Origin of the sequence: Marinobacter nauticus ATCC 49840 (genome assembly GCF_000284615.1) — a bacterium.
Lineage (GTDB): Bacteria > Pseudomonadota > Gammaproteobacteria > Pseudomonadales > Oleiphilaceae > Marinobacter > Marinobacter nauticus.
This window is the reverse complement of record NC_017067.1, coordinates 3,726,355-3,742,976: the sequence shown is the minus strand read 5'-3', so window position 1 is coordinate 3,742,976 and position 16,622 is coordinate 3,726,355. Positions and strand designations below refer to the sequence as shown.

General features: G+C 56.7%; 10 protein-coding genes. 6 read left to right on the top strand and 4 right to left on the bottom strand.

Going from position 1 to position 16,622, the window contains the following annotated elements; translation table 11 throughout:
* The first annotated feature begins 13 nt into the window (after positions 1-13).
* The 3 genes from MARHY_RS17235 to MARHY_RS17225 all read left to right on the top strand — a co-directional run bounded on the left by MARHY_RS17235 (position 14) and on the right by MARHY_RS17225 (position 5,686).
* On the top strand, positions 14-4,054 hold the full coding sequence (locus MARHY_RS17235) for a hypothetical protein (protein WP_114435202.1): 4,041 nt from the start codon (positions 14-16) through the stop codon (positions 4,052-4,054).
* The gene (locus MARHY_RS17230; protein ID WP_014422954.1) at positions 4,044-5,099 is read left to right on the top strand and encodes a hypothetical protein; all 1,056 of its coding nucleotides are present in this window, start codon (positions 4,044-4,046) and stop codon (positions 5,097-5,099) included. The genes MARHY_RS17235 and MARHY_RS17230 overlap by 11 nt, the downstream gene beginning before the upstream one ends.
* Before the next feature lie 137 nt (positions 5,100-5,236).
* Positions 5,237-5,686, top strand: coding sequence for a DUF4124 domain-containing protein (locus tag MARHY_RS17225; protein WP_014422953.1), 450 nt, complete (start codon positions 5,237-5,239; stop codon positions 5,684-5,686).
* Between the two features lie 26 nt (positions 5,687-5,712).
* Here the strand turns inward: MARHY_RS17225 and MARHY_RS17220 are convergent, their stop codons facing one another.
* The 4 genes from MARHY_RS17220 to MARHY_RS17205 all read right to left on the bottom strand — a co-directional run bounded on the left by MARHY_RS17220 (position 5,713) and on the right by MARHY_RS17205 (position 8,367).
* Positions 5,713-6,807, bottom strand: coding sequence for a rhomboid family intramembrane serine protease (locus tag MARHY_RS17220; protein ID WP_014422952.1), 1,095 nt, complete (start codon positions 6,805-6,807; stop codon positions 5,713-5,715).
* Positions 6,808-6,850: 43 nt separating this feature from the next.
* The gene (locus MARHY_RS17215; protein WP_014422951.1) at positions 6,851-7,183 is read right to left on the bottom strand and encodes a hypothetical protein; all 333 of its coding nucleotides are present in this window, start codon (positions 7,181-7,183) and stop codon (positions 6,851-6,853) included.
* A gap of 66 nt (positions 7,184-7,249) precedes the next feature.
* Positions 7,250-7,948: a PspA/IM30 family protein gene (locus MARHY_RS17210; RefSeq protein ID WP_014422950.1), complete on the bottom strand. Its 699-nt coding sequence runs from the start codon at positions 7,946-7,948 to the stop codon at positions 7,250-7,252.
* A gap of 14 nt (positions 7,949-7,962) precedes the next feature.
* Positions 7,963-8,367 carry a YjfI family protein gene (locus tag MARHY_RS17205; RefSeq protein ID WP_011787109.1) on the bottom strand — a complete coding sequence of 135 codons (405 nt, stop codon included), beginning with the start codon at positions 8,365-8,367 and terminating at the stop codon, positions 7,963-7,965.
* A 205-nt stretch (positions 8,368-8,572) separates the two neighbouring features.
* On the opposite strand from MARHY_RS17205, the gene MARHY_RS17200 reads away from it, so the two are divergent.
* From MARHY_RS17200 to MARHY_RS17190, 3 genes are all read left to right on the top strand, one after another.
* Complete coding sequence (locus MARHY_RS17200) at positions 8,573-9,199, top strand: hypothetical protein (protein ID WP_014422949.1); 627 nt, start codon at positions 8,573-8,575, stop codon at positions 9,197-9,199.
* A gap of 43 nt (positions 9,200-9,242) precedes the next feature.
* Positions 9,243-11,246 carry a flotillin family protein gene (locus MARHY_RS17195; protein WP_014422948.1) on the top strand — a complete coding sequence of 668 codons (2,004 nt, stop codon included), beginning with the start codon at positions 9,243-9,245 and terminating at the stop codon, positions 11,244-11,246.
* Positions 11,247-11,335: 89 nt separating this feature from the next.
* Positions 11,336-16,585, top strand: coding sequence for a DNA repair ATPase (locus tag MARHY_RS17190; protein WP_014422947.1), 5,250 nt, complete (start codon positions 11,336-11,338; stop codon positions 16,583-16,585).
* Positions 16,586-16,622 lie beyond the last annotated feature (37 nt).

The following is a 16,622-nucleotide window of genomic DNA, read 5'->3' as shown; positions in this document are numbered from 1 at the left end:
AGGAATGACAGGGATGTCTGAGAATAGTGCAAAGCAGTCTACAACTGGTTGTAGCCCGACTTGCGAGGACGAATCGCTGATTATTGAGGTTATCGGCAAAGAGCACCCGGATGGGCATGCTTTTCGAATCTTTGATGAATCCAACTACGAGCAGCAAGAGTGGTTGGAGAAACAGGTTGAAATAGAACCTCTGGAAAATTCCATTCTGCATGTCTGGCCCTGGAAGGGGCAGCCCTCAAGGAATGTCTGGATAGAAATCAAGTCTGAAGATGGCCCGATTCGGGTGCCATTTCTGGATGATGCGACCAGCACCGAAAGGGAAGTTGAGCATCAACGCCACGTCGTACTACCGGTCGTGCCGGCGACCCTGTTGTCTGGCATAGAGCTACATGGGCAGAAGCCTGCCCGCCAGGTTCTGGCCCGTGCAGGGTTCCTGTATATCTTTTACAAGGAAAAGCTATGGCGTGAAATTGAAATCCGCATAGATGAAGAAGGGCAAACTTCGTATCACGACGTGGCGCTTACCAAACATCGTTCGCGCAGTGGTCAGCTAGAGCCTGGATACCGGAAAGTCACTGGGTCGGCAATGAGTGAAATCTGGATACCGGCCCGGATTAACAGTGATTGGCTGACATTGGAGATGGCCTTCAGCGAATCGCAGTGGCCGGGAGAGCGCGTGATGCATTTGGAGCGCTCTGCTACAGACCGGGAAAATCGTTGCGTTAGCATCGATATGCGTTTTGGATCAGAAACGAAGGTAAGTGTAGAGAATTCCAATGCTTCCAGCGGTAACAGTGTTGCATTTCTTGCGGAGTATCTTTCACCGCAACGCTCCCGGGTGCCCGCATTGGAGTGGCAGTTTGACCGCCCCGATGACTATCTGTTGGATTTAGAGGGAACCTATCCGGATCGGGCTATGCAAAAAGCAAAGTCCATTCACCAGAGGCAGGAAAGTCCGGATCCCGAAGACCCGATCGCCGAAGACGAAAGACCGGAGATGACTGCTCTCAGCAATTGCCTGCATCGATCATTGCACCAGGCAGAGGAGGCATTGATACAGCAGTGTCGGCCAGAGGACCCAGAGCCCTTCACTTGGCCTGGCTCTGGAACTGCTGAGACGGATGCTACGATCAATGCAAAAAAACGTGGCATTGGCGTTATTCTGCTGGACGATCCGATCTACCAGCTTCGATACAACCAGCGTCGTCGACAGGTGGCGGCCTGGTATTTGAATGCCGCTGTGCGGCGCGCCAAGGCAAGACCATACTTTGACTCTGCCTTGCTGGTTCATTCTGTGATCGAGCCAGAACACATCGCGTCGGAGCCTAATCAGCTTCACAAGCACATGGCGGAAATAAATAATCAGGGCAGAGCAGAGCTTGAACGCTCGCTTGCGGTTTCTGAGCGTCAGATGGGGCGAGCTTATCTCGAGAAGGTGCATTCTGAGCTATTGGAATTGCTATCAAACGAACGCACCCATCATGTTCTGACGGATTTGTTCACTCATGACAGCTATGATTACGCTGGTGCATTCAATTTCGTAACATCTCTGGTTATGAACCTTGTCACCGAACCGGCGGAATGTGATGCCCTTGACATTGACGTTGAGGGTGCGGTCGATGGTGAAGGAAAACACTGGTTACAGGGGCTGTGTGAGGGCCGGCACAGTCGAGTTCTCTACTCTCTGCTGTTCCCCCGCTTCAGCCCGGAAGATCAGAAAAAACCGTATCAACCTCCGGCAGAGCCTCAGGTCAATCATGGCAACGGGCAGTTCCGCGAAACGGAACTCGCTGCCATGTCTATTACCGATCTTCCCGATATTGATGAACTAAAAACGATCGATGGGCTTGAATTAGCAGTCGAAGCTGCCGCAGGGTCCTACGAAACACTTCTGACGGCGAACATGAGGCTCGGTAGTCAGGTTTTGATGAGTGTCCACGGCAATATGTGGGCTGCGATTCATCATGCCAGCCAAGCTATTGAGGCGAGAAATGCAAAGCTGGCGGCTATAAAGAAGCAGTTGGCAGAGCTTCGAATAGAAATCTCCAATCTTGAAAACCAACGCTGGAACATCGAACGGAGAATTAACAACCTCAGAGGGAAAGAAGCTGAGCTTGAGGCGATCCGGAACAAACTGATCGAGCTCGACGTACGCTTCAAAGAACTGAGCCGGCAGAAACAATCAATCATGAAAACGGCGGTTGCAGGCAGAATGAAGCTTTATTCTGTTTCGTTGGAGCAATTACGTCGGTCCCTACCAGAGCTTCTAGGGAAAGTAGAGTTGATGCGACTCTCGAAAGCGCGTCAGAAAGATTATTTCATCTTCGAGTTTAGTGAGGCTGAGCTCAAGTCTGGAACTGGAAAGCGGGCTGTAGAGCTTTTTGGGGACTTGATACAGGCAGGCGAAGAACCTGACGTTCGCGCGTCAACAAGTAGAAGACGCAGCAAGGCTGCGGGTATCGCATCCGAGGTTGCTGAGGATGTATACGTGCTGGCAGTCCCTAAAACAGAAACGGTTGTGATGTTAATTGAGGATATCCGGAAAGCTGAGTCTGACTTCCGGCAAGCAGTGCGTGCGTTAGCTGAACTCGACGAGCTCGTTGGGCCGAGTCCCGGCACCCCCGCCGCGGCAATGGCTGCCGCTGCGCAAAGAATCGAGGCGGCAAAAGCTGAAGTTGCCCGAGCGGAACGGGAACTCAAAGCATTCGAGCAAGAGATTGATAGCCGGAGAAGCCGTGTTGCGAAGAAAGAACAGTATATCCGTGACCTGGAGGCCGCGAACGATGCGGCGAACAAGATTGATCAGGCAGAAATTAACAGTAACAGATCCAGTCGTTTATATCGGGTGTTGAATAAGCCAGCTTTTCCGGTATTTGTTGGTTTGATTGAGGTATTTAACTCAGCGAGCGTTTGGTCGGCGTCAGCTCATGATGGCAGGGTAAAAGGCCAGCTGCGTGCGGATTTTCGGAAGTTTAGTGCTGGTTTTGATTTGTTTGTTGCAGGCACGGCAATTAGTGAACGGTGGGTACTGGGGCCATCCAAGATCTTGGCGCTCGAACTGCCAGAAGACATTGGAAGAGTTTTCGTTAAATCGCTTGGTGCTCCACTAACAGTAAGAAGCGGTCTTGGCGCCGCAGCCGGTTTTTTTATGGCCTTGGATGCCGGGTGGGACGCCTATTACGAGTATCGGATGGGTAATCACAAAGCGGCGTTCGGCTATGGATTGCTGGCGGGTAGCGGGATCGCTTTCGGATTCGCAAGTGTTGTAGGTAAATCAGGACTTCTTTTGGTGTTAGGACCGAAAGGTTGGCTAGCGGTAGGTGTTATCCTGGCCGTAGCGGGCCTGGCGACGGTTTTCGCATTCAGCGACGAACCGCTCGACATCTGGATGCGGCATGGGCCTTTCGGGCCATTGGCGGAGAAACCCTTCTTGAAAAAGCCAGACGAAGCCTACTATCGCTTGATCAGCCAGTTAATGGGCGTCACGGTCAGACTTGAATACAATCCCTTGCGACGAATGGCGCGAGACGGCGTTCTGGAAGGCTATAGCGATGATCAGATAGCCGCTTTGTCGATGGCTGGTGAACGTCTTGTGATTGAGAGCGCCATTCCTGAATTGTTCAGTTCTGGAGGGGGTGTCACTGTTTTGCCGAAGCTTCAGCTCAACGAAATGATCGCCGTCGCTAAAGGTAGATCGGGTCACGTTCAGAATAACCGAATAGAAGGGGCTGATGTGGAGCCTTATGTGCTAATGACAGAGGAGTCTGGTACGGGTTTGCATATTTATCTGAATGCACCTGAGAGCGCGAGACGCAGATTGGATACTGCAGTCTGGCAGAGCGAAGCGTGGGAAACGCGAACGTATAGATGGAAGGCCAAAGTCCAGATTCAGGCGAGGCAATCGCTCGAATCCATGTTGATGGTCTTCCCGGCGCCTCCACCGCAAGATCCTCTCGTTTTTAGTAAATCGGACGAGCGTCATACCCAACCTGACTTTAGCAGTGAAGACCAACCATTTTGGTACAGCCAAAGAGTTCAAGAAAATGCTGATTGATGTTTCCCCGCACGGTAGCTCGAGTGATTATTATGGATCGCATAGCTACCGTTCTGACTCGATTCCCGAGCAAAGCAATCAAACTCAGGAATTGAACCGAACCGGATTAGATCGCTCAGCCAGCTTACGTTTACCGTGGGGTAATACTCGTGAAGTGATGCCACCCACCTTCATGTCAAGAAACCCGCCCAAGAAGTTGCGGCGCCTGGAGAAAAAAGAGGATCTGGCAGAGAAGTACGGACTTCACGTTGAGAGTAATCATGAATGCTTCCGGCATGCACCATTGGCTCTCCAGGCTCGATTAGTGAGTATAATTAGTGTTACAGGTGCGTTATGGGCCTATATTGTTTCTCCATTCGCTTTTTTTATGTTGGTCTTAATAACCTTGTTTGGTGAACGTGAAAGGAACTGGTTAGACTACTCTCTGGACCAAGCGTTGCCCTATTTGATTTTCCTTGGAGGCGGCTGGATTCTCATTTTGATGGCCAAACTGGCGTTACGCCTTTTCCCGAAATGGCTTTTACGGAATGGCCGAGGCCCCGAATGGGAATTCAACCGTCGCACCGGCATGATCAAGGTCTGGCAATACCCGAAAAAGCTTCCTTTTCTCCCCAGAAAGCCGCCGGTAGTGGTTGAAAAGCCCTTCTACGAATTCGATGCCTGGTGCTGTGCGAGGGTGGACCGTTTCGGTAGTTTGTTTGATCTGGTGCTCTCTCACCGATACAGCAAGCTGGACGTTACCGTTGGCGATCTTCTCGGCGCCCATGGCAGTCCAACCATGTGTTACGCCTACTGGGATTTCATCCAGAATTACATGGATATCACCAGACCGCTGCCGGAACTGCCCATGCTGGAGCAGTATCGACATCTTGACCCGACCACCGCAAAGCACGACCAGGCGACGGGCCGTCCGGCGCGTTACTGGCGGGATATGGATGATAAAACCTTCAAGCAGAAAGTGGACGACATGTTTACCGATGTCTCCATCATCGATACCACACGCAGGCCAGACCTGATGGCGGAAAAGCTGAATTATGCGTCCTGACTTGTGAACCGGGGGCTTCCATTGCCAATCAGGTAGGACGGCTCTTGTGACTACCCGGTCAATGTTCCCAAACACATCATCGGGTAGACTACTCCTTCGAAAGTTGTCCAAAGCATTATTCGAAAAGGAATTCAGTTATGACACGCAAGCTTCTCATCTCTTTATTTCTGCTATCCCTTGGTCCGTTTTCTCACGCTGCCGTCTACCAGTGGACAGATGCCAACGGTCAGACCCATTTCGGCGATCGCCCCCCGGCGAAGGCCAGTTCCAAGGAAGTGCGCGTCAATGCAGCGCCGGCCCAGGCTGATGCCACAGCCCGTGACCGGCAGCAGAAAATGACGGAGTTCCTGGATCAGCAACAGAAGGAGCGGGAGGAGCGTCAGGCCAAAGAAGCGAAAGCCCGGCAACAGGCCGAAAAGCAGGAGGAGCTATGCAGGAATCTCCAGGCCCGTCTCAAGCATCTGGAGAGTGTTTCGACCTTCTACGATATCAATGAGAAGGGTGAGCGGGAGTACGTGTCTGAGGAAGAAAATCAGCAGATTCGGGACCGTTTCCGCGCCAAGGTTAAAGAAACCTGCGGCGAGTAGGTACCTATTGCGATTAACCGGCAAGGCTACCGGTTAATCGCAGCCTCCGGCTGATTCAGCATCGCAATAAGCGGATTCTTCCGCAGCACATAATCCCGCAACAGGTAGCCCAGCAGTAACCCCAAGCCAAAGCCACCCAGATGCGCGGCCCACGCCACACCGCCCTGGGCGGTGAACATCCCGAACAGGTTTATCAGGCTCCAGATCAGGAAGTACCAGTGAGGTGCGAGTTTCTTCTGGTAAACAATGATCATGAAGGTAAGACTGGCGTGCCGGAACCACATCAGGTAGAGACCGAACAGGGCAGCGATGGAGCCACTGGCCCCGACCAGCAGCAGGGGCCCCTGGCTGGCATCGAACAACAGCAGTTCCACAAGGGCCGCCATAATGCCGGCAAACAGGTAGAGTGCCAGGAAGGCACCATGCCCCAGCGCATCTTCCAGGTTGTCGCCGATGATCCACAGAAAGTACATGTTCCCGACCAGGTGCATCAGGCCACCGTGCACAAACTGATAGCTCAGCAACTGAAGCACAAAATGTGACGGGCTTTGGGTGTCGGAGTTCAGTCCCAGGTTTACGAAGATCCACTCATTAGCCTCAGCGGACAGCGCTCCAACACCAAACACCAGGGCACAGAGGAACACCAGGGTTCGGGTAACCCAGGGGGTGCGGTGGGGTTTTACGTTGTATTCCACCGGCATGGCGGTCAGGAACTGGAACAGCCAGGATTTCCAGCTCACCTTCTGGTTCAGGTCTTTAAGGGCCTGCTTCAGTTGCGGCGACTGCATTACCTGATCGACTTCGTGTTTGTCGAGCCAGACACCGTCACAGCCGGGGCAGCAGTCAATTTCCGTAGTGTAGTGAGCCAGCAATTGGTAGTGGGTCATGGGCACGCGACACCGCCGGCAAAGCCGGTCGCTGGTGCGAAGCGCGGGGCCGAGGTGCTGCTCGTGATCGTACTGGTCTACGCCGTCATGATGCTCGGCAATCGCCTGATTTAATGCGCCATCTTCAAACCATAGCCCGTGGCACAGGCGGCAGTCGAATATGGAGGGATGGCTGGAGGAGTCCAGGCTTGCGGTATTGCAGGCCGGGCACTGTCGATAGCGGTTTCTGGGCATGACGTCCTTTTCCTGGTATAGCGGTTTTTGAAGCGCCTGGCGATTACTGATCCGAGGCAGTCAGATACTGCCTGGCAAATCCCTGCAACTCCTCCGCCACGCGCTGGCGAATAGCGGCACGATCCTGCGGATCCAGTTCGTACTTGCTTGCCAGCAGTTCGAAGTCCTCGTCTTTGAGGGTTACCGTCAGCCGCGGGCGGGCACGGCCTTTACGGTAGGGCAGGTGGAGCACCTTGCGCACCATGTCGGCGGTCGTCATATCCTGCATGGCCGCCGACACGCGAAACGCGCGCTGGATATCGTTGGACAGGTCGAAGGCCATCTGTACCGCCTGAACGGCCTGTTCTTCTCGGGACCAGTCCTGTTTCTTCGCCATGGGGTTGCCTGTGAGAGCGCCTTCGAGGTGCTTGAGTGAGCGCCCCGATTTCGGGGCGCTCAGGGTTTACGGGTTTGCGTTGCCGCCCTTGAGGCGTGCCAACACATCGTTGACGGCATCCTGTTCGCCGTCAATGCCGGCGGCTTTCAGTTTTTCGTCCAGATCTGCGCCGGTCAGCTCTTTTTCCAGGGTGGCGCTGGCGGTCTGGCGGTCTTCTTCCCGGGCCTGGCGCTCGCGAATCCGTTCCAATGTCTCTTTCGCGGTGCTCAGGGAGGACTGCTGGCTGTTGATGTTGGTGTCAATCTGCGCGGTGGTGCGTAGCACCCGCTCGTTGGTCTTCACCACTTGCAGTTCCCGGCGGTAGTCGGCCAGCTGTTTCTCGGCTTTCTGAACCCGGTCTTTCAGGCCCACAATGCGCTGTTGCAGCAATTCCCGGGTTTGGGTCAGCTCCGAAGCGCGGCGCTCATGGCCAACAATTCGCTCGGCCACTTCCCGGGCCAGGTCTTCCTGGCCAGCCGCGATGGCTTTGCGGGCATCGTCTTCACGCTTGGCGGCGCTGTCCTGCTCGGTACGGATCTGTCGGGCCAGGGAGGCCGCTTCGGCCATCAGTGACGCCAGCTCCTGCTTGGCCTGTTTCAGCTCATGCTCGGAATCGCGCAGTTCCTGTTCCAGAATCCGGTTGCCCTGGCCGTCGACAACGGCTTCACCCAGTTCGTTCACACCCCCGCGCATGGCGGTCAGGATTTTTTTAAGTACGGTTCTCATGTCTCAGCCCTCACTCAAGCCAGGTAGTCTTCAAAAGTCTGTAACAGGTCGATGGCATTCTCGGCGAGGGTTACCAGTTCCTGCATGATCTCGCTGGTGCCGGACGTGGGGCTCAGTGCGCCATAGACCACATAGTGCTGGCCGGTTTTGCCAAGAGAGCTTAAGGGCATGGGAACACTGATGCGCAACATGTTTTCATGCAGCTCGTTCAGACGTTCCGGGGCCAGTTCCTGTTCGTCGAAAAGGTACGCAAGGCACAGAATCTGGGTGTCGGTTACGGTAATATACACCGGTGTTTCTTCGGCGCCGGACACGATTACTTGCAGCACCGGTTCTTCGCCGGCAATGGGCATGACATCGAAGGTTCGGCCAGCATGGGTGGCGTCACCCAGGGCCAGGGTGAGAGATTGGGTATCCACGAATAGCTCCTTCCTGTGGCGTTGAATCGGTTCGGCCGATCCGGACGAACCTTGTCCTGTCGCTTGACATTTTATGTCAATAATCCGAGTCTATACCTCGCAATTAAACATTTGCAAGAAATAGTTTGTTTACGTTATAAACAACTCGTCAGTCTGACACGGACTGTCGCCCAGTGGATTTACCAGAACGGATGTCTGGTCGCGTATGGATACATTCTTTGCAATTGCCTTCTCCTTCCCCACGGTCATTTTTTCCGTATTGCTGTGCGTGGCCATCGTTTACTGGCTGATTTCCCTTGTGGGTCTGGGCGATATCGAGGCCGAGGGCGATATTGATGCCTCCGGCGACTTCTCCGGCCTGATGGTAACCCTGGGGCTCCAGGGTGTCCCGCTGCCACTCGTGCTTACCCTGTTGTTCCTGATTGCCTGGTTGGCGAGCTATTTTGCGGAGCTGTTGCTCGGTGCATTGGTGCCTGGTGGCTTGTTGCATGCCCTGTTCGGCCTGGCAGTCATTGCCGGGGCTCTGGTGGTGAGTGTTCTGGTGACCGCGGTTGTTATCCGCCCACTGCGGCCACTGTTCCGGCGGGCGTATTTACCCCCGCTTCAGAAACGTATTATCGGTACCGCTTGCGTGATTACCTCAGCAACGGTTACGGAAACCAAAGGCCGGGCAGAAGCGATTCTGGACGGTGCCCATCTGGTGCTGCAGGTCCGCAGCCATACGCCTTTGGCGCATCGCGAGCGCGCGGTGCTGATCGAACATATTCCGGACAAGAACGCCTGGTGGGTGGTTCCGGAAGCTGAATTCCTTGCCGGCGAATCGGCCGGTTAATCCCCGCACCTACTCCCTTCAATCAGCGCAGGAGAATGACTAAATGGACTTATCTTGGATGATGCCAGCAATCATGACCGTCGGGGTCCTGGTTCTGCTGATACTGGGCATACTGGCCCTGTTCAAGGCGTTTTACCGCAAGGTGGACCAGGGCCAGGCCCTGATCGTGAACGACCTGTCGCCCACGCCCAAGGTGTATTTCACCGGGGCCATGGTGCTGCCGGTTATCCACCGCGCCGAGACCATGAAAATCTCGGTCATTACCCTGGAGCTTAACCGTACCGGCAAGGAAGGTCTGATCTGTAAGGACAACCTGCGGGCCGACATTACTGTCGCCTTCTACCTGCGGGTGAATGAAACCCAGGAAGACGTGCTGCGCGTGGCCAAATCGGTGGGTGTGGGCCGTGCCTCAGACCGCGATGCCGTGAACGAGCTGTTCAATGCCAAGTTCAGTGAAGCGTTGAAGACCGTTGGTAAGAAGCTCGAGTTCATGCAGCTGTTTGAGGAGCGTCAGCGCTTCCGCGATTCCATCGTCGAGACCATCGGGGAGGACCTGAACGGTTACGTGCTGGAAGACGTGGCCATCGACTACCTGGAGCAGACGCCGAAGACCTCGCTGGATCCGAACAACATCCTGGATTCCGAGGGCATCAAGCGGATTACCGAAATTACTGCCCTCCACAACGTGGAAACCAACCGTCTGGAGCGGGACCAGGAGCTGGAAATCCAGCGCAAGAATGTGTCGGCCCGGGAAGCGTCGCTGGAACTGGAACGCAGCCAGGCCGAAGCCGAAGCGCGCCAGCGCCGGGAAATTGAAACCCTGCAGGCCCGTGAGACTTCGGAAACCGAGCAGGTGCGTGAGCAGGAGCGGGCCCGTGCCGAAGCCGCTCGCATCAAGACGGATGAAGAACTGGCGATTGCGGACGAAAACAAGCAACGCCAGATTGAAATGGCCATGAAAGCCCGAGAGCGTGCGGTGCAGATTGAAGAAGTGCGTATTCGCCAGGCCCGGGAGCTCGAGGATGTTAACCGTGAGCGGGCGGTGGAAATCGAGCGCATTGGCATGGAAAAGGCGCTGGAAGAAGAACGCAAGGAAATTGCCGATATCACCAGCCAGCGTATTGCCGTTGAGCGCAACGTGGCGGAAGAGGAAGAGAACATCAAGGATGTTCGCAACCGTTCTGAAGCCGACCGCCTGAAGGTGAAGAAAGTGGTGGCGGCCGAAGCCGAAGCCGAGGAACTGAAGCTGAAAGATGTGAAAGCGGCGGAAGCGGCATTTGAGCGCTCCAAGCTGGAAGCCGAGCAGGTTCGGGTTACCGCCCAGGCGGAAATGGATGCAGCTGAGAAGAAATCGGTGGCTGATGAGAAACTGGCCCGTGGTCGCCAGGCTATGGCGGCGGCCGATGGCCTTGCCGAAGCGCAGGTCAAGGAAGCTCAGGCGTCTGCTATCCGGGCCGACGGTCTGGCCCGCGCCGAGGTCAAATCGGTGACCGCCAAGGCCGATGAAGAAGCCGGCATGGCCGAGGTTCGGGTGCTTGAGCAGCGTCTGGAAACCGAAGCCATGGGTGAAGAGAAACTGGGTGTTGCCAAGGCCGATGCCCGCAAGGCCATGGTTCTGGCCGAAGCCGAAGGTGAGCAGCGCATGGGCCACGCCAAAGCCGAAGCCCGCGAAGCCATGGCCAAGGCCGAAGCGGCTGGTCTGGTTGAGAAACTCAAGGCCTACGATGGCATGTCTGAGGAATCCCGTCACTTTGAAGAATTCCGCATGAACCTGGAAGTTCATGAGAAGGAAGTGATGGCCCAGATCGACGCCCAGAAGGCTGGCATGCTGGAAAATGGCCGGGTTATGGCTGCTGCCCTGAAAGACGCCAAGTTCGAAATGATCGGCGGCGACGGCGGCATTTTCGAGAAGTTTGCCCAGGGCCTTGGCTACGGCAAGAGTGTTCAGGGCGTGCTGGACAAGTCCCCCTCGCTGCAGGCGGCGCTCTCGAACATTGCCGGCCGGGTGGCAGGTGAAAAGCCTAACCGCAGTTCCGAGACGGCCTGATAAGGCCGATGGCTCCCGGTACCGGACCCAAGGTGCTGGGAGTGCTTTCCCCTAACCGCATTCCCCTCTTTGGTTCAGGATGATTTGGTATGTCGACGGATCGCACCGAGCTCGAAAGCATTGTTCAGGAAGGTTCAGCCTTTGAAACCATCAAGCGCCGGCTGAAAGAGCAGGGCGGGCAACTGCGTGAGCAGGTGTCCGGGCTGAACCAGGCCCGCGAAGAGATCTTTGGCAGTGCCGGCATGAACGTGCTGGGCCGGGCCCGGGTGCGAACCGAAAACAACGCCATCGCCCGGGATGTGGTGCGTCTGGGCGACAAGCTGTTGTTCGGTTTCAATCTACAGCTGGGCTTGCGCAAGACGCTGGTGATTGAGGACGTGTTCCGGCTGTACCACCTGAACGACGGCGACAGCGGCTTCGAGATGACCGAAGCGGCCATTGAGGGCTCGTTTCTCAAGGATGAACGCTTCGCCACCGACTTCCGGGAACTCCAGCAGTACTACAACACCGCCACGCTGTCGCAACTGGTGATTCTCAAAGGCATGTTGCTGATGGCGTTTCGCATCGGTGACAAACTCGATGATCTTCGGGTGTTTCGCTGGGAGCTGAAGCCCGATGGTGAGGTCAGCCGCTACATTGATAATCGCGGCGAGCGCGATCTGTCTTTCCCGGAACGTTTCAGTTTTCCCTGGAAAACCGTGGGCCGCGACAGCCAGGTTCAGGGCCGCTCTCCGCACCTGAACATCGCCGACACCCTGTTTGTGGATAACCTGCGGGGCAACATTACTTTCAAGGTGGAGAACAACACCTCCACCGGCGAAGGCATCTACTCGGACCCGGTGGAGTCCGATTCCCAGTCACTGGACGACGCCAGCTTCGATTTTGCCGATCTGGGCGAGATTCTGCTGGTACGGATTCTGCCGTTTAACGAAGAACACTGGCGCTATTACCTGTTCAATCGCACCGAGCGCAAGATCGAGCGCGTTGACGCCATGGCCGGTTCCGTCGCGTCGCTGCCGGACAATCACGGCCTGATTTTTCCGTCGGGTTATTACCTGAGTACCGGCGAGCTGAAAACCTTCCAGATTCCCGACGGGGATTTCCGGCTCAAGCGTACCTTGCGGGCCCCCAACGGCGAAGACATGCTGTATGTCTTCTTCGAACAGCGCACCGGTCAGGTGATCCTGTTCCGCTACAACCTGATTCGCAAACAGGCGGATGTGCCACTGATTGGCCACGGTTACGCCCTGTTCGAAAACGGGCATCTGGTGATTTTCAATGCCGACAAGGAACCTACGCTGGTGCACCCGTTGCAGGTGTGGGAAACGCCGTTCAATTCTGAAAGTTTCCACGCTGCGGCGAACGTCGCCAACGATTCCGAGCTGGCGCGCATTGGCAATCCCGAGCTGGTGCGGGGAATTGCCGAGCTGAATACGGTGGTTACCCTGGTGGAGGGCGCCAGCGCCAGTGAGCGGCATTTCACCAACCTGATTCGCACCGTGGACCGTATTCTGGATCAGTTTTTCTGGCTGTCAGCGCGCCAGGAAGAAGCCCTGTTTGCCGGGTTAAACCAACAGCTCAGCACCATCCGAAGCACCGCAGAGCTGGTGCTGGATGAGTATGAGAAAGTCCAGAGCATTCGCGCCCAGACTGAAGCTGCCATTACCGAGGTCGCTCAGGACCAGGGCGCGTTGATGCGGGACCTGAAACCGGATAGCTGGAAAGCACCGGATCAGTTTGTCAGTTACCTGGCACGTTTGCGCGATCATCGCGGCAGGGTGCGAACCCTCAATGATCGGCGTTACGCCGACAAAGCCCGTATCGACACTCTTGAAGAGGAGCTGGCCGAGGCTGAGGACCGGCTGACCGAGCGCACCTTCCGTTTCCTGGCGTCGCCGGAGGCGCTGGATGGCTACCGCCAGACCCTGACCGAGTTGCAGACTGCGCTAGCCGAGGCCGACAGCCGGGATGCCCTGAAGAAGATTGTCGATCGCTATCGGGAACTGACTGAAGGCCTGGACATGATCCAGGGCATGCTGGCGTCCATGGGCGGTGACGATGCCGCGCTGGAAACGGCGATCACCGATAACATCTCGGGCATCTACGCCACCATCAACCAGCAGCGTTCCGAAGCGGAAATCCGGCTGAAAGAGCAGGGCAGTGCGGAAGCCCGGGCCCAGTTTGCGGCTCGTATCCGGCTGTTTGAGCAGAGCCTGGCGAACGGCGTCAGCGCGCTGTCGGATGTGCGCGAATGCGATGGTCTGATGACCCGTATGCTGGATCAGCTGCAGGAGCTGGAAAGCCAGTTTGGCGAATATGACGAGTTCCTGGCGGCTATTCTGGAGCAGCGTGAGAACGCCCATGAGAGCATCGAGGCACGGCGCCAGCAGCTCCAGGATCAGCAACAGCGCCGGGTAACCACGCTCACCGATGCCGCTGCCCGTATTCTCAAGAATCTGGGCCGCCGTACCGAACGTTTCAGCAGCCCGGAAGAGCTGCATGCCTTCTTCGCCTCTGATGCCATGGTTAGCCGGTTGCGCAGCATGGCCGGTGAGTTGCGGGAGCTGGGTGCCGCCATGGAGGCGGATGATTGCCTGGGCCAGCTTAAAGCGGCTCAGGACACGGCCCTGCGCAGTGTTCGGGACAAGGCCGATATCTTTGAGGATGGCGGTGCCGTTATCCGGCTGGGCAAGCACAAGTTCAGCGTTAACCAGCGGGAGCTGGATCTGACCCTGATTCCCCGGGAGGATCATGTCCTGCTGCACCTGACCGGAACCCAGTATTACGAGCGCCTGGAGGAGCCCGAGCTGGACCGCCTCCGGGGCTACTGGAACATGAGCCAACCTTCGGAATCCGACCGGGTGTACCGGGCGGAGTATCTGTCGGCACTGGTAATCGATGAGTTCCGCAAGGCCGGAGACCTTCCGGTTAACGTCGCGGATCTGGATGAACTGACCGGTTACATCCGCAAGTTCGCCTCGCCTCGATACCGGGAGGGCTACGAAAAAGGCATCCATGATCACGACGCAGCGCTGATTGTCAGTACGCTGTGGCCGGCGATTCAGAACGCCGGGTTGCTCCGTTTCAGCCCCAGGGCGCGGGCACTGGCCATGCTGTTCTGGGCCGGGTTAAGCCAGCAACAGAGCGCGGGCCAGCAACTGCGTTCCCGGTGCCTGTCTGCCGGCATCCTCAGCCGCATGATGCAGTCCGATGAGCTGCTGGAATCCCTGCAACAGGAACTGGAACCGCAGCTCGCAAACTTTGTGGAAGAACAGCAATTGAGCCTGGCCGGGCCGGGCAGCGATGGCCGCAGCCTGGTGCATTCCGCAGCCCAGTACCTGGTACGGCAGCTGGCGGAAGAATCCGAAGCCTTCGATATCACTCGCTATGCCGGGGATCTGGCAACCGGCTTTGTCGAGGCACTGAAACGGGATAACCAGTTTGCCCAGTATCAGCAGGCACTGGAGGTCGTGGCCGATCAGCCGGCTGCTCGCTGGAGCATCACCAGCCACTGGTTGAAAGCCTGGATGGCCAAGACGGATCAGCAGCATCTGCTGCACTATCTTCCGGAGGCCGTGGTCGTGCTGAACGTGGGCGAAACGGTGAAAACCTCGGTCCGCAGTGTGGAACTGGCGTTCCAGATTGAGGGTCTGCTGGGCCAACACCCTCGCATTGAAGAGCGCACGCTCAGCCTGCAACTGGATGAATTTGACGAGCGTCTGCGATATCACCAGCAGGAGATCATTCCTGGTTGGCAGCAGTTGCAGGAGGTGCGGCAGCAGGTACTGGAGAAATGGCGTGGCCAGTTACGGCTGGACGAGTTCCGGCCCCGCCCATTGTCGTCGTTCGTACGTAACAAGCTGATCAGCGAGAGTTACCTGCCGATCATTGGCGATAACCTGGCCAAGCAGATGGGCACGGCGGGTGAAGACCGCCGCACCGACCAGTCCGGGCTGCTGATGATGATCTCGCCGCCGGGCTACGGTAAAACCACGCTGATGGAATACGTGGCCAACCGCCTGGGTCTGATCTTCATGAAGATCAACTGCCCGAGCCTGGGTCACGACGTGATGTCGCTGGATCCCGAAAAGGCACCGCATTCCACCGCCGAAGCAGAGCTGATCAAGCTTAACCTGGCGTTGGAAATGGGTAACAACGTGATGTTGTATCTGGACGATATCCAGCACACTCACCCCGAATTCCTGCAGAAGTTTATCTCCCTGTGTGACGGCACGCGCCGCATTGAAGGGGTGTGGCGCGGCAAGACCAGCACCTACGACATGCGTGGCAAACGTTTCTGTGTGGTGATGGCCGGGAACCCATATACCGAGAGCGGCGAAGTCTTCAAGGTCCCCGACATGCTCGCCAACCGGGCCGACATCTACAACCTGGGTGACGTGCTCTCGGGCATGGAGCATGCCTTTGCGTTGTCCTACATCGAGAACAGCCTGAGCTCCAACCGGGTGCTGGCACCGCTGGCCACCCGGGGCATGGCGGACTTTTACCGGTTCGCCGATCTGGCCGAAGGCAAAACGGTGGCGGATTCGGACTTTGAACACGACTACAGCGCCGCCGAGCGCGATGAAATCGTTGCCCTGTTGAAGAAAATGATCCGGGTGCGGGAAACCGTGTTGCGCGTCAATCAGGCTTACATTGCCTCCAGCGCCCAGGCAGAAGCTTACCGCACCGAGCCCACCTTCAAGCTGCAGGGCAGCTACCGGAACATGAACAAGCTGGCGGAAAAGCTGTCTCCGGTGATGAGTGACCAGGAACTGGAAGCCCTGATTGATGACCACTATCAGGGCGAGGCTCAGCTGCTGACCTACGGCGCCGAAGAAAACCTGCTCAAGCTCAAGCAGATGCGCGGCACCATGACCGACGAAGAAGCGCTACGCTGGCAGACCATCTGTGAGGAATACCGCCGCCGTCAGCAAGCAGGTGGCGACGAGGAAACCGGGGTGAAAGTGGTTCGCCAACTGGGCCTGATCTCGGAACATTTGCAGCAACTGGGGCAACAACTGGTTGCCGGACTGGACAGCGGAAAACACCCGGAACCCGATCTGGATAAAGCCCTGAGCCAGCTGTCCCGTTCCCTCGAAACCGGCCTCACCGAAGGCCTGCAATCGGTACAGCTGAATCCCGCTGTCACCGTCAACCTGGACAGCCCGCCCCAGGTGGGCGACGCGCTGATGGCCTTCGCCCGGATCTTTGAAGAATCCATTGTGCCGCTGGTGAAAACCATGGATGGCAAGCTGGACCTGGATCTGAAAACCCAGAGTGACATGAGCCGTGTGTTGCGAGTGATCCGGGAGCTGCAGGAGCGTTTGCTGGCCGGTTGACCACGTTGATACCGGGGGCGAATGTCTGGATCGCCCA

Coding starts and splice junctions, on each gene's coding strand:
- MARHY_RS17235 (WP_114435202.1), top strand. CDS start 14: ATGTCTGAGAATAGTGCAAAGCAGTCTACAACTGGTTGTAGCCCGACT.
- MARHY_RS17230 (WP_014422954.1), top strand. CDS start 4,044: ATGCTGATTGATGTTTCCCCGCACGGTAGCTCGAGTGATTATTATGGA.
- MARHY_RS17225 (WP_014422953.1), top strand. CDS start 5,237: ATGACACGCAAGCTTCTCATCTCTTTATTTCTGCTATCCCTTGGTCCG.
- MARHY_RS17220 (WP_014422952.1), bottom strand. CDS start 6,807: ATGCCCAGAAACCGCTATCGACAGTGCCCGGCCTGCAATACCGCAAGC.
- MARHY_RS17215 (WP_014422951.1), bottom strand. CDS start 7,183: ATGGCGAAGAAACAGGACTGGTCCCGAGAAGAACAGGCCGTTCAGGCG.
- MARHY_RS17210 (WP_014422950.1), bottom strand. CDS start 7,948: ATGAGAACCGTACTTAAAAAAATCCTGACCGCCATGCGCGGGGGTGTG.
- MARHY_RS17200 (WP_014422949.1), top strand. CDS start 8,573: ATGGATACATTCTTTGCAATTGCCTTCTCCTTCCCCACGGTCATTTTT.
- MARHY_RS17195 (WP_014422948.1), top strand. CDS start 9,243: ATGGACTTATCTTGGATGATGCCAGCAATCATGACCGTCGGGGTCCTG.
- MARHY_RS17190 (WP_014422947.1), top strand. CDS start 11,336: ATGTCGACGGATCGCACCGAGCTCGAAAGCATTGTTCAGGAAGGTTCA.